At 63.9% G+C, this 18,424-nt stretch carries 11 protein-coding genes; 3 read left to right on the top strand and 8 right to left on the bottom strand.

Going from position 1 to position 18,424, the window contains the following annotated elements:
• Positions 1-243 precede the first annotated feature (243 nt).
• Positions 244-1,011: a diguanylate cyclase domain-containing protein gene (locus tag GRI47_RS03475; RefSeq protein ID WP_160659969.1), complete on the top strand. Its 768-nt coding sequence runs from the start codon at positions 244-246 to the stop codon at positions 1,009-1,011.
• Here the strand turns inward: GRI47_RS03475 and GRI47_RS03470 are convergent.
• The 6 genes from GRI47_RS03470 to GRI47_RS03445 all read right to left on the bottom strand — a co-directional run bounded on the left by GRI47_RS03470 (position 1,008) and on the right by GRI47_RS03445 (position 12,454).
• Positions 1,008-2,516: a tryptophan halogenase family protein gene (locus GRI47_RS03470; protein WP_160659968.1), complete on the bottom strand. Its 1,509-nt coding sequence runs from the start codon at positions 2,514-2,516 to the stop codon at positions 1,008-1,010. The genes GRI47_RS03475 and GRI47_RS03470 overlap by 4 nt on opposite strands.
• Positions 2,516-4,576 carry a glycoside hydrolase family 97 protein gene (locus GRI47_RS03465; RefSeq protein WP_160661285.1) on the bottom strand — a complete coding sequence of 687 codons (2,061 nt, stop codon included), beginning with the start codon at positions 4,574-4,576 and terminating at the stop codon, positions 2,516-2,518. Before GRI47_RS03465 ends, GRI47_RS03470 begins: the two co-directional genes overlap by 1 nt.
• Positions 4,576-6,204 (bottom strand): alpha-glucosidase, encoded by a 1,629-nt coding sequence (locus tag GRI47_RS03460; protein WP_160659967.1) that lies wholly within the window; start codon positions 6,202-6,204, stop codon positions 4,576-4,578. The genes GRI47_RS03465 and GRI47_RS03460 overlap by 1 nt, the downstream gene beginning before the upstream one ends.
• Positions 6,204-8,021: an alpha-amylase family glycosyl hydrolase gene (locus GRI47_RS03455; RefSeq protein ID WP_160659966.1), complete on the bottom strand. Its 1,818-nt coding sequence runs from the start codon at positions 8,019-8,021 to the stop codon at positions 6,204-6,206. The genes GRI47_RS03460 and GRI47_RS03455 overlap by 1 nt, the downstream gene beginning before the upstream one ends.
• Positions 8,018-9,559 carry a tryptophan halogenase family protein gene (locus tag GRI47_RS03450; RefSeq protein ID WP_160659965.1) on the bottom strand — a complete coding sequence of 514 codons (1,542 nt, stop codon included), beginning with the start codon at positions 9,557-9,559 and terminating at the stop codon, positions 8,018-8,020. The genes GRI47_RS03455 and GRI47_RS03450 overlap by 4 nt, the downstream gene beginning before the upstream one ends.
• Positions 9,560-9,667: 108 nt before the next feature.
• Complete coding sequence (locus tag GRI47_RS03445; RefSeq protein WP_160659964.1) at positions 9,668-12,454, bottom strand: TonB-dependent receptor; 2,787 nt, start codon at positions 12,452-12,454, stop codon at positions 9,668-9,670.
• Between the two features lie 283 nt (positions 12,455-12,737).
• Between GRI47_RS03445 and GRI47_RS03440 the strand changes: the two genes are divergently transcribed.
• Entirely contained in the window at positions 12,738-13,802 is a 1,065-nt protein-coding gene (locus tag GRI47_RS03440) for a LacI family DNA-binding transcriptional regulator (RefSeq protein WP_160659963.1), read from the top strand.
• Between the two features lie 104 nt (positions 13,803-13,906).
• Positions 13,907-15,424, top strand: coding sequence for an MFS transporter (locus tag GRI47_RS03435; protein WP_160659962.1), 1,518 nt, complete (start codon positions 13,907-13,909; stop codon positions 15,422-15,424).
• A 19-nt stretch (positions 15,425-15,443) separates the two neighbouring features.
• Here the strand turns inward: GRI47_RS03435 and GRI47_RS03430 are convergent, their stop codons facing one another.
• Positions 15,444-15,950 (bottom strand): DUF6702 family protein, encoded by a 507-nt coding sequence (locus tag GRI47_RS03430; RefSeq protein ID WP_160659961.1) that lies wholly within the window; start codon positions 15,948-15,950, stop codon positions 15,444-15,446.
• On the bottom strand, positions 15,947-18,358 hold the full coding sequence (locus tag GRI47_RS03425; RefSeq protein WP_202387164.1) for a M1 family metallopeptidase: 2,412 nt from the start codon (positions 18,356-18,358) through the stop codon (positions 15,947-15,949). Before GRI47_RS03425 ends, GRI47_RS03430 begins: the two co-directional genes overlap by 4 nt.
• Positions 18,359-18,424: the final 66 nt, after the last annotated feature.

Below are 18,424 nucleotides of genomic sequence, written 5' to 3'. Positions count from 1 at the left end.
GTTGAGTTAAAGGTGCTCGTGCACTAATAAGATCACTTGAGAGAGGACAAACCTCTCCACCAAAAAAATCTCGCGGGAAACATTTATCGGCGCGGGGTGTGGTTAGAAGCGGACAACCTCACCCACCGGTAAATTCGAGGGTGCATTATGGGATATTACGGGGAAGCGAACCAGTCGATCGCGCCCGGCGCCGGTCGGGCGCGTGGCGAGAACATCGACAAGAGAGAATCGATCCAGAAAGCGATGCTCGAAATCGCCGAACTCGTCAGCGATGCCGGCGGCGACCTGACCATGGACGCGCTCGTGAAGGCGTTTCTCGAATGGCAGAGCCGCAAGGCCCAATCCCAAGCCCAGCCTCCCTCTCAACCGAATTTGAACATCGAGGAATACGACAGCGCAGATGATCCGCCGCGCGGCGCCCTGTCACCGCGCAAGCTCCGCAGATTCGATGACGATGACGAAGACCTTTACGACGACGAAACCGATGAAGAGCCGGAGGATGCGGCCCCCGCCATCGTTCTGCCGATACCTGACCGCGCGTCCTTCGAAGATGTCCTCGAAGACAATTTCAAAAAGGCCCGGCGGGATCTCGATCCGATGTGCGTGGCGGTATGTTCGGTCAATCGGATCCCGCAGATCATTGCAAAGCACGGGAGGGAAACCGCGCAGCGCCTGTTGGAACGCATCGCCGCGCTCCTGAACAAATCGACCGGTGGCAACTGCCATTCGGCGCGAAAGGATTACGAGTTCGTGATTGTTTCGCGTGGCAAAACGCCCAGCGCGTTGATCGAGTCGCTTCAGCAAGGGATCGATGAACTGGCAACGGTCCGCTTTCACGATAAATTCTCACGCGAATTTATCGGCTTGTGCGAAGTGCGTGTCAGCGTGGCCGATGTGTTCGATTTTCCCAATCCGTCCATCGCGATGCGGGCGGCCGATGTTCTCCACCGCCAGATGCAGCGTGAAGGGACGACGGATGTCATGCTGGCGACCAAGGACATGGCCGACTAACTCGCCTGCTGTTCCGCTCCGATCGCGTAGGGTGCGAAATTCAGGCGGCAGGCATCGAGCATCGCCGTGACGCCTTCCAAATTACCCGAAGATGGAGCCGCCCTTTGCGCGGACTGCGTCGAGCGGGCCGGGAAAGTCCCATATCCTGCGAACAGGCAGTGCCAGCTGGCGGACGCGTAATAGCCCTTGCCGTTATAGGCCGCCTCGTTTGCCGCCGCGATATCCTCGCGGCGGAACCAGGCCGTCATCATCGCCTTGAGCCCGTCAGACAGATGGGCGTTCGCCGCGTTCTCCTTCCAGTATTCGGTGTCGGTGCGCCGGTTGAGCCGGTAGTGCGCCACGATGTAGTCGCGCACGCCTTCGTATCGCGCCGCGACGGAAGCATTGAAGGCATCGCGATGGCGGGCGGTGAAATCTCCCGCTTCGAAGGCCTGCGCGAATTCAAGCGCTGTGGCGATGACGATGTGGAGCGCGGTCGCCTCGAGCGGTTCGAGAAACCCCTGCGCAAGTCCCGCCGCGAGGCAGTTGCGGTGCCACGTTGCGCTGACGCGGCCGACCTTCATTTCCAGTCTGCGCGCCTCGCCTTCGGGATGGCCCAATGCGGCGCGCAATTCCGCCTCCGCCGCGTCATCCGCGATATGGCGCGAGGAATAGACATAGCCATTGCCGATGCGCGTCGTCAGCGGGATCGTCCAGCGCCAGCCCGCCGTCATCGCGGTGGCGTCCGTTTGCGGCAGAGCCCTGCCGCAATGCGCGGTGGGCAGGACGACCGCGCGATCGTTGAACAGGTTGTCGGCGAAGCTTTCGAACGGAACGCCCAGCGCCTGCTGCGCGATCATCCCGCGAAAGCCCGAACAGTCGACGAAGAGATCGCCCGCGATCCGCTCCCCATTCTCGCAAAGCAGCGCGGCGACGTCGCCGGTCTGGGAAAGCTCGACCCGCTCGACCTTGAGGGGGCGGTGCACCACGCCCTTGGCCACGGCCCAATCGCGCAGGAACGCGCCCAATTTGTGGGCATCGAAATGATAGCCATAGCTCGGCGCGAAGGGGAAATTCTCCGTAGCATGAGGCGCGCGCCCTTCCCCGGCCAGCCGGGTCGCGAGGAACCAGGGGTCGGGATGCGCGGGAACATCGAAGCCCTGGCGCGCGAGCAGGCAATTGCGGACGAAATGCGGCTCGGTGTGGAGATCCACCGGACCGGGGAACGGATGGAAATAGCTGTCGAACCCCGCCTGCTCGCTCCACCCGGCAAAGCGGATACCGAGCTTGTAGGTCGCATCGCAGGCGGGCATCCAATCGGCCTCGGCGATGCCGAGCTGGTCGAACATCGCCTTCAATTGCGGCGTCGATCCCTCGCCCACGCCGATGATCCCGATCGCCGGACTTTCGACGACCGTCACCGTGCCGCCGCGCGCAGCCCAGCGCTGGTGGAGCAGGCAGGCTGTGATCCACCCTGCGCTGCCCCCACCGAGCACGACAATATGGGGTGGGCGCCCCTCCCCCATCAGCGGGGCTTGAGCTGGATCGCCACTCCGCCGCCCGGTGCCAGACGGACGGTGTAGCTGTCGCCCTTTGTCACCGTGACGGTATCGTAAGCGATATCGTGGCGCTTATCGGTCAGATAGGTCGCCTCCGGTCCGTCCTTCCAGACCTTGGCGGTATAGGTCGCGCCAGCGTCGAGAAAGTCGAAATCGAGCGTCAGCGTGCGTTCGGTCGCATCGTTGACCCCGCCGACATACCAGTCGTCGCTGTCGCGTCCCTTGCGCGCGAAGATGGCGTAATCGCCCACCGCACCGTCGATCAGATGGCTTTCCGACCAGTCGGCGGGGACCGCCTTGATGAATTCAAGCTCACGCGGATGCGCATCGAGGCTTTCGATGAAATCGGCCGCCATCTGGATCGGCGAATAGATCGCGAGATAGAGGCCCAATTGCTTGGCGAGCGTGGACGAGAACGGATAATCATTGTCTCCGACCAGCCCGAGCACGCCGGGCGTGTAATCCATCGGCCCCGACAGCATCCGGGTGTAGACCAGCGTCGGATCGTGTTCGACGCCGCTGCCATAGGCATTCCAGGCATTGTATTCCTGCCCCCGCGCGCCCTCGCGCGCGACCCAGTTGGGATAGGTGCGGCGGAGGCCGGTATCCTTGACCGGTTCGTGCGGATTGATCGCGATACCGCGCTTCGCCGCTTCCTGAACGACCTTCAGGTGATGCTGCACCTGGCGCTGGCCATCATGCCATTCGAAGATCTCGGTCTCGGGATCGCAAGGGTCGGCGATGTCGGCATTGCAGGACACGATCCCGCCCGCATCGGCGACATATCCGGTCTTGATCCAGTCGACGCCCAGTTCCTTGTAGAGATCGAGCGCATCTTCGAGCTGGGCTTCGTAATTGGCGATATTGCCGCTGGTCTCGTGATGCCCGATCAGGCGGACACCTTTCGACCGGGCATAATCCGTCACCTCGCGCAGGTCGAAATCGGGATAGTTCTGGGTGAAGCTGAATTCGCGGCCATTGTTGAACCAGTCGCCATCCCAGCCGACATTCCAGCCTTCCACCAGCACGCCGCGGAACCCGTGCTTCGCCGCGAAGTCGATATACTCCTTCGTGCGCTCGGTCGTCGCGCCGTGGCGGTCGCTCGTTCCCCAGGTCCAGCGATTGGAGATCATGCCCCACCAGATGCCGATATACTTGCCCGGCTCCACCCAGCTGACATCGCCCAGCTTGTTCGGTTCGTTGAGGTTCAGATCGATGTCGCTTTCGACGAGTCCCGCAGGCCCGTCGCTGATGCGGATCGTGCGCCAAGGCGTGGTGAAGGCGCCTTCGCGCACCACCTTCGCTCCGCGGCTCGAAGGCGCGAGCGAGGCGCGGAAGCGCGATCCTTCCATCCGCCGCAGCCACATGCCCGAATAATCGACCAGCGCCGCCTCATGGAACGCGAGATGGGTTCCGTCCGCCAGCCGCATGGTGATCGGCGTGTGCGCGGTGGTGACTCCGTCGATGGGGGTTTCGTTGTAGAGATATTCGTAGCGGTTGAAATCGCCGCCCGGAATCCACCACGCCTTCCCATCCTTCGCGGCTTCTGGCGCAATGGCGAATTCGGTCAGTTCCTCGGCGATATTGGCGACCGGCATCACATCGCTGTCGGGAAATTCATAGCGGAAGCCGATCCCGTCATCGAACACGCGCATCCGCACCGTCAGCGCGCGATTGCTGTTCTGACGCCCCTCTCGAAAGGTGACGGCCAGTTCGTTATGGTGATCGCGCACGAAGCGGCGTTCGCCCCAGGGCTGTTCCCAGGTATCGTCATGGGCGGCGCGGGTTTCGCTCTCGACCTTGAAATTGCGCCGCATCGGCTGGGCGTCGGTGAACAGGAAACCAAGGTCGCTGTCGGCAATCAGCGGCTTGCCGTCGCGCACGACGCGGTAGAACGGCACTCCATCGCCATCGACATCAAGCGTCACCACCGTGCGCCCGTCGGGCGAAGCGACATCGGCGGCCCAGGCGGGAAGCGCGGTCGAGGCGAGGAGCGCGCACAGGGCTCCTTTCAGTCCGGCGCGCATCAGACCCGCACCACCAGCGCGCCGTAGGGTCCGAGACTGTCGGACATGACCGAATTGACGCTGCATAGGGTTTCTCCTTGGGGAATGGGGATATCGTGAAGGGGATCGGGCGAAAGATTGAACAGGCAGACGATCCGCTCGCCCTCGCTCACGCGATCGAGGCGCAATAGCGCGCCATCGGCATGGCAGGTGGCGGAACCGTGCCGCAAAGCGGGTGAGGATGTGCGCAGCGCGATCACCTCGCGGGTGAGCGACAGCAGCGAAGCCGGATCGGCGTCCTGACGTTCGACCGAACGCGCAAGGTTTTCCTCACCGAGCGGAAGCCAGGGCGTTTCAGACCCGAAGCCGCCCTCTCCCTCGCTCTGCCCCCTGCTCTTCCACGGCATTGGCGTGCGCGCGCCGTCGCGCGACAGGGTCAGCGGCCAGTTCGCGATCGCTTCGGGGTCCTGCAATTGCTCGAACGGGATATCGACCTGCGTCAGGCCAAGTTCCTCGCCCTGATAGAGGATGATATTGCCCCTGAGGCTCGCCAGCAGCAGCAGTTTCATCCGCGCGAAGGCATCGCGATCTTCGGGCGCGCACCAGCGCGAGACGGCGCGCGGCGCATCGTGGTTCTCGAACGCCCAGCTCGGCCAGCCCACGCCGTCCTCGTCGGGCCATTCGGCCAAAGCGGCACAGACCAGTCCGGGGGTCAGGCGATCGGCATAGAGGAAATTGAACCCGTAGGCGGAGTTCAGGCGGGTATTGCCGTGGGTAAAGGTTTTCATCTCCGCCTCGGCCTCGTCCCCGCCGACTTCGGCCACGGTGAAGACGGCCTCGTACTCGTCGGTCACCGCGCGGATGCGCTCGATGAAACCGGGAATGTCGGGATGCGACATGTTGTGGATCTTGCGCTGGAAATCGAACGGCCGCGTGCGCGCACGATCGGTCGGCGGGGCGGGCGGATTGTCGCGCAATTGCGGATCGTGCATCGCGAAATTCAGCGCATCGATGCGGAATCCGTCGACGCCCCGATCCAGCCAGAACCGCGCCACGCCAAGCAGCGCCTCCTGCACGTGAGGGTTATGCCCGTTCAGCTGCGGCTGGCAGCTGAGGAAATTGTGCAGGTAATATTGCCCGCGCCGCGCATCCCAGGTCCAGGCCGGGCCGCCGAACACCGATTGCCAGTTGGACGGCGGCGTGCCGTCGGGCTTGGCATCGGCCCAGACATACCAGTCCGCCTTCGCGTTATCGCGACTGGCGCGGCTTTCGACGAACCAGGCGTGCTCGTCCGAAGTGTGCGAATAGACCTGGTCAATCAGGACCTTGAGGCCGAGTTCGTGCGCGCGGGCGACCAGCGCGTCGAAATCGGTGAGCGTGCCGAAGATCGGATCGACATCGCGATAATCGCTGACGTCGTAGCCGAAATCCTTCATCGGACTGGTGAAGAACGGCGAGATCCAGATCGCATCGACGCCGAGCGAGGCGACATGGTCGAGCCGCCGGGTGATACCCGGAAGGTCGCCGATCCCGTCGCCATTCGCATCCATGAAGCTGCGCGGATAGATCTGGTAGATCGCCGCGCCGCGCCACCATTCGACCGCCGGGTCGGGGTGCGGTGCGCGTGCGGGCTTGCTCAGGCTCGCCATCAGTCAGCTCCCAATTCGCAGACCGCCCAGCCGAAGGCGGGGATGGTCAGCTGCACGCTGCCGGGTGCGGTCGGCGTGGCGGGACATTCGCCTGACAGGGACGTGAGCATGCGGGCGCCGTAATCCACCTCGATATCGCGCGTGATCGCCTGATCGGACGTGTTGAACGCCGCCAATACGCGCTGGCCGCTTTCTTCGTCATGGCGCTCGACCGCCAGCAGGCCCGGCCCTTCATGGTCGAACCCGCGCACTGTGGTCAGCCCGCGCCGCAAGGCAGGCGAGCCGGTGCGCATCGCCGTCAGTTCCCCGATCAGGACGTAGAGCGGATGGGCGATGTCGAAATTGTCGCCCGCGGTCGTCGCATCGGTGCCGAGCAGCGCGTTATCGTTATAGGCATCGACCCGGCTTTCGAACATATCCTCGCGCGCGAGCTGGTCGTTTCCGTCCGAGATGAAGCCCTGCTCGTCCCCGTAATAGACCGTCGGCACGCCGCGCAGCGCGAACATCATCGCGTGGCCCAGTCTGGTGCGCGCCAGCAATTCGTCGCGATCCTCGGTTTCCGCATATTCGCGCAGGAACATCGGGAAACGTCCGAAATCGTGATTGCCGAGGAAGGTCGGCAGGCCCGTCGCGGTCTTCGCGCCGCCGGGATAGATCACGTCCTGCACCAGGAAATCGGCCATCACCTGCGGCGCCTCCTTCCCGCTCGCAACCAGCTGCGCCGCCTTGGCGAAGCCCATGTCGAGCGCATAGGGCAGCTGCGCTTCGGCCATCACCCGCGCCGCCGTGACCGCATCGGGCGTTTGGTAGGCGATCTCGCCGAAAATGTGGAAATTGGGGATGCCCTTCGCCTCGGCCCGTTCGAGCATGGCGGGCACGAAGGCCTGCCAGAATTCGGGGTTCACGTGCTTGGCGGTGTCGATCCGAAATCCGTCGATCCCATACCGGTCGATCCAGTCCCCGAAGATGTCGATCATTCCCGAAACGACGCGCGGATGTTCGGTGAAGAGATCGTCCAGCCCGACGAAATCGCCATAGACGCTGCTCTCGCCGACCCAGAAGCTGTCACCGCGATTGTGGTAATAGATCGGATCGTTGAGCCAAGCGGGGACCTTAACGTCGCGCTCGGCTTCGGGGACCATGGGGGTATAGGCGTAATTCGGGTCGGTCAGGCGTGCCCAGTTTTCCGCGCTCGGATTTTTGGGATCGAACCCCTCGTTGATCGGGGCGCCGCCCGGGCCGCCTCTGGTCGAATAGGGATAATCGCCCTTGCTGCGATATTCGTATTCGTTCTCCGCGAAGCGGATCACGTCGGCGGTGTGGTTGGCGATGATGTCCATATAGACCTTCATCCCCCGCGCATGGGCCGCGTCGACAAAGGCTTCGAATTCTTCATTGGTACCGAAATGGGGATCGACCTGGGTGAAATCGGTCACCCAATATCCGTGATAGCCCGCGCTGAAGCTGCCCGGATTGCCGGGATCGCCCTGCACCGGCTTGTTCTTGAAAATCGGCGCGAACCAGATCGCGGTGACGCCCATGCCCTGGATATAGTCGAGCTTCTCGGTCAGCCCTTTGAGGTCGCCGCCGTGATAGAAGCCCTTGTGGGTCGGGTCGAATCCGCTGACGAGCCGATCTTCGGGATAGCCGCCGAGATCGTTCGTGCTGTCGCCATTGGCGAAGCGATCGGGGAGGACGAAATAGATCACCTCGTCCTCCACCCCGCGTGCGCGGAAGCTTTCCGGCTCGCTCGGCTTGGCGAGGACGGGACCGCTGGCAAGCAAAGCGGCGGCGAGAGTCAGGGCGAAGGTCTTCATCGGGCCGTCTCCATCATGGCGGCGGGGCGGGAACTGGCTTGCGGCGCGCAATGGCGACGCAGGAATTCGGCGTGGGTCGGCATTCGATCGACCAGCGAGGCGATGCCGCTTTCGATCTCGCCGAGAAGCCGGGCGAGCCCCGACGGGTCGAGCGCGTCGGCATTGGGATGGGTATCGTGCGGCAGGATGCCCTGCCCCACCAGAACCTGCACCCAGCCGGGCTCGGTGAACAATTCCTCGTGCTCGCGGTGAAGATATCCCGTCGCGCGGAACAGGTCGAGCCGCGCGGAAAGGCTGTCGGGCAGGGTCATGGTACGGCACCGGTCCCAGAACGCTTCGCCGTGCCGTTCGTTGGCGGCGTAATGCAGGATCAGGAAATCGCGAACGCTTTCCCATTCGAAGCGGCTCTGGCGGTTGAACTCCTCCGCCATCACATGCGTGGCGCCCCGGCGCGGCAGCATGGCGAGAAAGCGCGCGATGCCCGACTGGATCAGATGGATGCTGGTCGATTCCAGCGGCTCGAGGAAGCCTGCGGCAAGACCCAGAGCGAGGCAATTGCCGCTCCAGGGCGCGCCGCGCATTCCCGTCGTGAACCGCAACCGGTTTGGCTCACCAAGCGCCTCGCCATCAAGATGGGCGCGCAGGGTCGCTTCGGCCTCATCGTCGGAAAGGTATTCGCTGCAATAGACGAGGCCGTTGCCCGTGCGGTGCTGCAAGGGAATCCGCCATTGCCACCCGGCCGTGTGCGCGGTGGCGCGCGTAAAGGGAACTGGTTCGCCGTCACCCGCAGAGGGCAGCGCGATCGCGCGATCGCAGGGGAGCCAGTGGCTCCAGTCCTCGAAATCGGCACTGGCCCCACTTAGGAGCGCGCGAAATCCGGTGCAATCGAGGAAGAAATCCGCCTCGATCCGCTCTCCACTATCGAGCGCAAGCGACTGAATATCGCCGCTATCCGTATCACGATCGACCGAGGCGATGCGTCCTTCGACCCGTACCGCGCCGCGCGCTTCGGCGAAGCGGCGCAGGAAAGCGGCATAGAGCGAGGCGTCGAAATGATAGGCCCATGGCAAGTCCGGCCCCTGCCCCGTCGGCCACATCTCCATCCGGCCCGCGCGTGCCGCTACTTCGTTGAGCGAATAGGCGGAAAGATCGCCCGCCACTCCCAACTCACGCCCGCGCAGCCAGAGCTGGTGGAACGGCAACAGCCCCGCCCCGCGCCCCAGATTGCCGAACGCGTGCATGTAACTCTCGCCCGGCTTGCGCCATCCGGCGAACTCGATGCCGAGCTTGAACGTGCCTCTCGTCTCGCGCAGGAACTCGCTCTCGTCGATGCCGAGGCTGCGGTTGAACAGGCGGATCTGCGGGATCGTCGCCTCGCCCACGCCAACCGTGCCGATCGCGTCGGATTCGACCAGCGTAACGCGGCATCCGGTCAGCCTCGACAGGGCCGCCGCCGCCATCCAGCCGGCCGTGCCGCCGCCCGCGATGGCGATCGAAAGGGGAGCCGTGTCCCGTTGGCTTTGCTGCATCACGGTCATGGCGCTACCTCCTTCGGCGCTCGCCGTCATCGGCGGGGCCATGGTGGGGCAGACCGAAGCGGCGGGGCGACGGACCCTGTCTCAAGGTCCGCTGCCCCGCCGTCCGCATCAGAACTTGTAGGTGAAACCCGCGAGGAAGCGACGCCCATAGAGCTGATAGTCGATCACCTGGTTGCGCTCCGCCCCGGTCGAGACGAAGGGCTGATCGGTCAGGTTCTGGCCCTGGAGGTAGAGCGAGAGCCCTTCCAGCGCGGTGCCATCCTGGAAATCGTAGCCGATCTGCGCATCGATGATCGTCTCGTCCAGCGCGGTGCGCCGCACCGGCGATCCGCCGAAGCCGGTGAAGTCCCCGAGGAAGGTCGAACGATAGCGGGCGCTGACGCGGGTGTTGAACCCTGCCCGTTCGAAATAGGCTGTCCCGTTGACGACCCATTTCGAATAGCCGGGGATCTGCGTCTCGTTCCCGTTCGCATCCTCGATCTTGGTCTTGGTGTAGCTGGCACCGCCCGTGATACCAAAGCCTTCCAGCGCCTCGCTGAAGGTGTCGAAGGGAAGCGTCACCGCCAGTTCCGCACCATAGAGATCGCCGCCGCCGGTGTTGATCGGCGCATCCAGCGTGCCGATCGGCGACAGGTTGGGATAGGCCGCGCTTCCAGTGGGGGGCGGGAAGGACGAATAATCGAAGGCGAAGCGGCCGTTGAAGACGTAGCTCTTGATGTCCTTGTAGAACAGCTGGAGCGCGACGACCCCGCCGGTGCCGAAATATTTCTCGATGTTGAAATCGATGGCATTGGCGCGATAGGGCCGCAGATAGGGGTTGCCGCCACCGCCGCGAATGATCCCGCCGGGCACCGAATTATCGATCCCGTAACCGATCGAAAGGCGCGTGTCGTCCAATCGGGGCCGCATGATCTCGCGCGCCGCCGCGACGCGGAACACCCAGTCGCTGTTGAGGCGCAAGGACAGGTTCGCGCTCGGCAGCACGTCCCAGTAATCGTCACCCAAGGTCAGGCGCTGCGGGCCGGCAGCCGGGAAGATGAAGCCGGTCGAATTCTGGACCGTATTGATCCCCTGCACGCCCACATTGCCGGTCAGCACGCCGTTCGCCAGTTCCTGCTCGATATTCGCCTGGAGATAGAGCGTCATCAGGTCTTCATTGACCGTGTAGCTCTTGCTCAAAACGTCATTGGCGGCATTCGGCCCGGTCGCGACGCGCGGTTCGAGCACGAGGATGCCTGCCGCGATCAGCTCGCGCGGATCGTAGCTGACGATGGGGCCGAGGCCGAGATAGGTAAGGTCGGTCGAACGCAGCAGGAATTGCGACGGGATCGCCACCTCGGTCGCGCCGTTCGGAAGGCGCACGAACGCCTCGTCCGGCGTCAGGCTCTTTTCGCGGGTCGTGTAGTTCATGCCGAACTGCACGCTCCGCAGGAAGCCGCCGTCGAATTCCTTTTCGACTTCGCCGCGGAACTGGAACAGCTCGTCCTCGATGATGCGGTTGTTCGAATAACCCGCCTGCGGGATCGCGCCGCCGCCCCAGCCGAGCGGGTCGGTGAGGAAGATGCGCGCCGGATCGCTGTAATCGAGCGAGGGGTTGAAGACGGTGCCCTTGTCGCCCGAGGTGAAGCCGATCGTCGCCGCCGAGCCGCGCCCCGTATCGTCTCCGTTGAAGCCGGTGCCGGAATAGCTTTCCAGGCTCAATTCGTTGCGATCGGTGCGCGAATAGCCGAAGTCGAAGAAGGCGGTCCAGCCGTCGTCACCATCCCACAGCGCGTTGAAGCCGCCCGAATAGAGGTCCGCCTTGCGCTGGAACACGTCGTTGCGGATCACGCCGCGCACATTGTCGAACTGGCCCGAAGTGACGAGCCCGTCCTCCACCGTGAAATTGGCCGGATTGAAGGTCGTCCCGAACGCGCCGAAGCCGAGCGGGAGTTCGATGCCGCGCTTGGACTGGTCGTCGTCGAAATTGGAATAGAACCCGTCGACGGTGAGGGTCAGCTGCGGCATCGGCTGCCATTGCAGCGTGCCGTTGACGCCGAGCCGCTTCAGGCGCGTCGAGGTGACATAGGATTTCGACCCGCCGATCAGCGCCGCGTCCTGCCCGTTCACCTGCGTTCCGGCATAACCCCAGGCGTTGAATTCCTGAAGCTGGTAGGGCTCGTCCACATAGGATGCAGCAAGCGAGATGCCGATCGTGTCGTCGGCGAACTGGTCGACGAAGGTGCCGTTGACGCGATAGCCGTATTCGCGCGAACCGGCGTTGAGCGCGCCGATATCGGCCCACGAGCCGCGCGCGCCGACGGCGATGATCTGCTTGCCGGTTTCGAGCGGGCGGATGGTGCGGATATCGATCGTGCCGACGAGGCCCTGCCCGACCAGCGAGGCGGTGGGCGATTTGTAGACGACGACCTGATTGACGATTTCAGACGGATACTGGTCCAGCTCGACCGAGCGGTTGTCGCTCGTGGTCGTCTGTTCGCGGCCGTTCAGCAGCGTCTGGGAGAAATCCGGGCCGAAGCCGCGGATCGCGACCACATTGGCGCGCCCGTTCAGGCGCTGCGCGGTAAGGCCGGGAAGGCGCGCGATCGATTCCCCGATCGAGGCGTCAGGCAGCTTGCCGATATCTTCCGCCGTGACCGATTCCACGATCTGGTCGGACAGCTTCTTTTCCGCCACCGCGCTTTCCAGGCTGGCACGAAAGCCCGTCACGATGATGACATCGTCCGCAGCGGCATCGGGATCGGTGACCGGCTGGCCTTCGTCGACCTGTTCGGGCGTGGTCTGCTGGCTACCCTGCGCCATCGCGACGGAGGGAAGCAGGCCGCCGGCCAGCGCCAGGGTTGCGGTGAATGCGGAAATGCTGATCCCGCTGCGAAGCGTGTCGCGAAAAGCCATTTTTCTACCCTCTCCAGAACCAGCCCGCCATGGACCGGGAATCCTTTGGTTAGGGCGGCTTCCGATTGTCGGATTCTCCGCCCTTCCCTTTACGGATAGGCTCGGTTTCCTCTGCTGCGGAAGACAGCATACGTATGTGATGCGATGCATCGAGGCATCGCTGTTGCGCGATTGCACTACCCTTTCGGCCAGCCCGCATTGCCATAACCGCCGCTGCGGCTTAGCGTGGCACCAGCTTGCGGGAAGCGCGGAAACACGCCGCTTTTGCAATCGGGAGAGAGGCATGGGACGCACGCCGAGCGGGAGGCCGACGAGTTTCGATATCGCCTATCGCGCGGGCGTGTCGCAACCGACCGTCAGCCGGGCCCTGCGGGGAGACAAATCGGTCAGCGCCAAGACCCGCGCCCGGATCGAAGCGATCGCCGCCGAACTCAATTACACCGTCGACAAGAACGCCAGTTCGCTCCGCTCGCAACGCTCGAACACGATCGCGCTCCTCTTCTTCGAGGACCCCACGCCCGACGAGAGCATGATCAATCCCTTCTTCCTTGCGATGCTCGGGTCGATCACCCGCGCCTGCGCGGACCGGGGGCTCGACCTCCTGATCTCGTTCCAGAAGATGGAGGACGACTGGCACGTCCGCTATCAGGACAGCCACCGCGCGGACGGGCTGATCCTGCTGGGCTATGGCGACTACACCCTCTATCGCGAGCGGCTCGACCAGCTGGAGCGGCAGGGGACGCATTTTGCGCGCTGGGGATCTGTGTCGAGCGATGCGAGCGGGGTGACGGTGGGGACCGACAATCACGCCGCCGGGTTTCTGGCCGGGACGCATCTGACGGACAGCGGGCGGCGCGATATCGCCTTCCTAGGTCATGCGGACGAGCATTATCCCGAATTTCGCGGGCGCTATCTGGGCTTGTGCGAGGCGCTCGGGGTGGCGGGAATCGAACCCGACCCGGACCTTCAGTACGACGCGATCACGACCGAGGAGGCCGGGCATCGGGCCACGCAATCCCTCATCGCCTCGGGCGCGCGTTTCGACGCGATCTTCGCCGCGAGCGACCTTATCGCCATCGGCGCGATGCGGGCTTTGAAAGAGGCGGGCCGCCTGGTGCCCGACGATATCGCAGTGGTCGGGTTCGACGACATTCCGGCAGCCAGCCTGACAACACCGCCGCTGACCACCGTGATGCAGGATATCGGTGGGGCGGGCCAGGCGCTGGTCGAAACCCTGCTTGCCCAGATCGAAGGGCGCGATCTTCCGCCACGCAGACTGGCGGGACGGTTGATCGTGAGAGGGTCCAGCGCGCCCGCGACCGGTGCGACGAACGGGGCCGCGCCCTGACGCCACATTCGTATGCAGCCTTGTGAGACCCGCCGCTTCGTGCGAGCGCGGATCGGTTCCGAGCGGGCGAAAAGACCTGCCGGATACGGACGAGGAATAAAGCGATGACAACAGCCGCCCTTATCGAAAAGCCGCGCCAGGGTTTCTGGGGCCTGTTCAACATCAGCTTCGGCTTCTTCGGCATCCAGATCGGCTTCGCGTTGCAGAATGCGAATATGAGCCGGGTCTTCCAGACGCTGGGCGCCAGCATGGACGACTTGCCCGCTCTGTGGGTCGCGGCGCCGCTCACCGGGCTGATCGTGCAGCCGATCATCGGCCATCTGTCGGACAAGACGTGGAACCGCTTGGGGCGCCGTCGCCCCTATTTCCTCACCGGCGCCATCTTCGCCGCGCTGGCGCTGCTGTTGATGCCGCTCAGCCCCTCTTTCGGCGCGCCGCTGCTGTTCGCCGCCGCCATGCTGTGGGTCCTCGACGCCTCGCTCAACGTCTCGATGGAGCCCTTCCGCGCCTTCGTCGGCGATATGCTGCGGACGGACCAGCACAGCGTCGGCTATTCGGTGCAGACCGCCTTTATCGGCGCGGGCGCGGTGGTCGGATCGATCTTCCCCTGGCTGCTCGAACATCTCGGGATCAGCAATGTCGCCGCGCCGGGCGCCCTGCCCGATACGGTTCGCTTCAGCTTCTGGTTCGGCGGCGCTGCCCTGTTCCTGGCGGTGCTCTGGACCATCGTGACGACGCGCGAATACAGCCCCGAAGAACAGGCTTCCTTCGCGGGCGAGGCGGCTGCGGTGGACAGTGTGCAACCGGTCCGCGCACTGGCGAGCAAATCCTATCTGTCGAGCGCGGTCTGGGTCGCGCTGGGCCTCATCGTCGTGCTGGCCGTGGATGCGCTGGCGCTGGAGAAGGAGGTGCTGCTGCTCGGCGCCCTGCTCGCCGCCTACGGCCTGCTCAGCGCCGCCGCCATCGCGCTCGCCAAGAAGGGCCGCACCACTAATATGCTGTCCAGCATAGTGGGCGATTTCGCCGGAATGCCGGACGTGATGAAACGGCTCGCGCTGGTCCAGTTCTTCAGCTGGTCCGCCCTGTTCATCATGTGGATCAACACCACGCCGGTCGTGACCCAATACGTCTTCGGCAGCACCGACACGGCGAGCGCGGCGTATAATGATGGCGCGAATTGGGTGAACGTCCTCTTCACGGTCTATAACGGCGTCGCGGCGGTGGCGGCGCTGGCGCTGCTCCCCTGGCTCAGCCGCCGGTTCGGACAGGTCGTGACGCACGCGATCTGCCTTGCGCTCGGCGCGGTCGGGTTCCTGATGTTCTTCGTGGTGCGCGACGCCCAGATCCTGCTCGTCGCCGAAATCGGGATCGGGATCGCCTGGGCCAGCATCCTCGCCATGCCCTACGCCATCCTCGCCTCCAACCTCCCGCAGGCGAAGCTCGGCATCTATATGGGCCTCTTCAACATCTTCATCGTCGTCCCCCAGCTTTTGGTGGCGACGGTGATGGGATCGCTGATGAAGCTGCTCTTCCCCGGCGAGCCGATCTGGACCATGCTGTTCGCGGCGGGCGCGCTGGGCGTGGCGGCGCTAGCGACGCTACGGGTCAGACAGGCGATCTGAGGTCGAGCTGCGCCGCGTATCAGCGCCGCAGCTCCGCCTCCTTGAACCCGTCACCGGCGCGGAAGATCAGCGTCCTCACATCGGTGCCGCCGCCCAGATTGACGCGGTTTTCCTGTCGCGCCCAGACTTCGGTCAGGATCTGCGAGTTGATCGAGACGGTCTGCGAGGGCGCCGGTATCGGCATTTCCTGATAGACCCATAGGCTCCCGCCCTTCACCTCGCTGCCCACGAACGTCAGCTTGGCGAACTGGTCACCGATGCGGACGGGAAAACGCGTCGTCACGTAATCGGCAAAGGCCTCGCGGCTCTCGGGACTGCTGACGATATCGGGCGAATGCACCCCGCCATGGCGCAGCGCGTGTTCGGCATCGTGCAAGGGCACCTGATGGACGATCTCCACCCTATCGGTGCGCGGATTGACCGACACGGTGGAGATGGCGAGCTTCTGCTGATGCGCCGCGGTTGGCACGGCGGCGAAAAGCACCGTCAGCGCCAGCAGCACTCGAGCGAGCGAGCGCGAAATCACTCGCTCGCCTCCCGCATCAGATCACGGCCCTGGCGCGAGGTCGATCCTTCGGATTTGAACGCCTCGATCCGGCTCGGGATGATGCGGCGCGGGTAATAATTGTTCTCGATATCCGCATCCGCCGTTTCCCAATTGGGGTCGACCACCACTTCGGTCAGTTCCTTGCCCTTGGGGAAATGCAGCAGTTTGGTAACCGAACGGGAATCGCGGCGCCAGATCTCCGCCGGAATGTTCATCCGTTCCGTGCTGCCATCGCTGAAGGTCAGGCCAAGGATGATCGGCATCACCAGCCCGCCCTTGTTCGAGAAGTTGAGGACGTAATAATTGCGGTCCTCCCTGATCGCGCGATCGAAGGTGGCCCGCTCCCATGGCTCCAGACCGTCGAGGAAGGAGCGGTAATCCTTCCGGTCCTTGGGCGTGACGGTGAACTGGTCGTTCTCGTCGTAGAAATCGCGGACACCGGGATTTTCCAGCACCCAGATCGGCAGGTCCTGTTCCTCGTTCAGCGTAACGCCGATGCGCTTGGGCTCGTTCGCCAGCTCCTCGCGGCGGCGGCGCAGGTCGATATCGGGATTTTTGGTATCGATGCGCAGCTTGTAGATCGAATCGAGCGCGATATCGACGTGGTCGGTGGTGTAGAACCAGCCGCGCCAGAACCAGTCGAGATCCGTGCCCGAGGCTTCCTCGATCGTGCGGAAGAAATCGGCGGGCGTGGGCCGTTTGAACTTCCAGCGGCGCGCATATTCCTTGAGCGCGAAATCGAACCGTTCGCGCCCGATCACCGTGTCGCGCAGGATGTGATAGGCGGCGGACGGCTTGGTATAGGCGTTGGGGCCGATATTCAGCACCGAATCCGAATGCGTCATGATCGGCACCTGATTGTCCGAGATCATGTAGGAGATCACGTCGCGCGGGATGCCCCCGCTCCACGGCAGGGTCGGATCGAATTCATAGCCCGCGATAGAATCGAGGAAGGAGTTGATCCCCTCGTCCATCCAGGTCCACTGCCGCTCGTCCGAATTGACCGTCATCGGGAAATAGATGTGCCCGATCTCGTGGATAACGACGCCGAGCAGGAACATCTTTTCCGACAGCGAATAGGTGCGCGTCCCATCGTCGTTGAGATTGGTGCGCGGCCCGTTGAAGGTGATCATGGGATATTCCATCCCGCCCACCGGCCCGTTGACGCTTTGCGCGGTGGGATAGGGATAGTCGAAGCTGAAGCGCGAATAGACCTCCATCGTGTGGACGACGGCTGCGGTCGAATATTTCTGCCACAGCTCGCCGCCTTCCTTGGGGTAGAAGGACATCGCCATCACGGTCTCGTTCTCGGCACCGGGCTGGTTATGGCCCTGCGCATCCCAGGCGAATTTGCGGCTCGACGCCCAGGCGAAATCGCGCACGTTCTGCGCGGAATAGCGCCAGGTCTTCATGCCCGATGCGCCGCTGCGCTCGTTCGCTTCGGCTTCCTGCGGGGTGACGATGAAGACCGGCGCATCAGCAGTGCGCGCCCGCTCCAGACGCTGGATCTGTTGGGCGGTCAGGACCTGCGTGGGGTTCTGCAACACGCCGGTCGACGACACGATGTGATCGTCCGGCACGGTGATCGAAACATCGTAATCGCCGAATTCCAGCGTGAACTCGCCCCGGCCCAGGAACTCCTTGTTGTGCCAGCCTTCATAGTCCGAATAGGCGACCATTCGCGGAAACCACTGCGCCATCAGGAAGATGTCGTTGCCGCCGGGGCGCGGATCGTCGGGGAAGTGTTCGTAGCCCGATCGCGCATAGACCGCGTTTTCCTCGACGATGTTGAAATCCCATTCGATCGTGAATTCGACGCTCTGCCCCGGCGCGAGCGCCACCGGCAGATCGATCCGCATCAGCGTGCCTACGACCGTGCGCTTCAGCTCGCCGCCGCCGACCAGTCGCAGCGAGCGGATGTCGTAGCCGAATTGATTGTCCTCCATCGTCTGCTGGCGGCGCAGTTCCTCCAGCGACAGGCGCGCGGGCTGGCTGCCGCTGGCATTGCTCACCGCCGGACCGCGCCGCCCCGCCCCGCCGAAATCGTCGGTCAGTTCGGCCATGGAATCGTTGCGGAAGATGTTCTGGTCGAGCTGCATCCACAGCCAGGGTAGCGAGTCAGGCGAATTGTTGGTGTAGCGGATCGTGGCGCGCGAACTCGACCGGCGGCGGTCCTCGTCCAGCGTCGTCTCGATCGTGTAATCGGCTTCCTGCTGCCAATATTGATGGCCCGGCGCGCCAGAGGCGTTGCGATAGACATTGGCCGTCGGCAGCACTTCGTCGAGCTGGCGGAACTTGTCTTCGAACGAGCCCTTGGTCTGCTCGATCCCCTGCGCAGCGGCAGGCGAGGCCACTAGCATGGCGCACAGCGTAACGATCCGTTTCAATGGTATCTCCCCTGACCCCATATCGGGGCCTTAAGCCCATGGATTAGCAGCACTCGCCCGGCAATG

This window comes from Qipengyuania pelagi (genome assembly GCF_009827295.1).
Lineage (GTDB): Bacteria > Pseudomonadota > Alphaproteobacteria > Sphingomonadales > Sphingomonadaceae > Qipengyuania > Qipengyuania pelagi.
Note: the sequence above shows the minus strand (reverse complement) of the source record. Positions and strands in the feature narration are given on the sequence as shown.

Bases quoted from the DNA above. Each gene is read 5' to 3' on its own strand.
- GRI47_RS03475 (WP_160659969.1), top strand. From the start codon at position 244: ATGCTCGAAATCGCCGAACTCGTCAGCGATGCCGGCGGCGACCTGACC.
- GRI47_RS03455 (WP_160659966.1), bottom strand. From the start codon at position 8,021: ATGAAGACCTTCGCCCTGACTCTCGCCGCCGCTTTGCTTGCCAGCGGT.
- GRI47_RS03435 (WP_160659962.1), top strand. From the start codon at position 13,907: ATGACAACAGCCGCCCTTATCGAAAAGCCGCGCCAGGGTTTCTGGGGC.
- GRI47_RS03440 (WP_160659963.1), top strand. From the start codon at position 12,738: ATGGGACGCACGCCGAGCGGGAGGCCGACGAGTTTCGATATCGCCTAT.
- GRI47_RS03445 (WP_160659964.1), bottom strand. From the start codon at position 12,454: ATGGCTTTTCGCGACACGCTTCGCAGCGGGATCAGCATTTCCGCATTC.
- GRI47_RS03460 (WP_160659967.1), bottom strand. From the start codon at position 6,204: ATGGCGAGCCTGAGCAAGCCCGCACGCGCACCGCACCCCGACCCGGCG.
- GRI47_RS03470 (WP_160659968.1), bottom strand. From the start codon at position 2,516: ATGGGGGAGGGGCGCCCACCCCATATTGTCGTGCTCGGTGGGGGCAGC.
- GRI47_RS03450 (WP_160659965.1), bottom strand. From the start codon at position 9,559: ATGACCGTGATGCAGCAAAGCCAACGGGACACGGCTCCCCTTTCGATC.
- GRI47_RS03465 (WP_160661285.1), bottom strand. From the start codon at position 4,576: ATGCGCGCCGGACTGAAAGGAGCCCTGTGCGCGCTCCTCGCCTCGACC.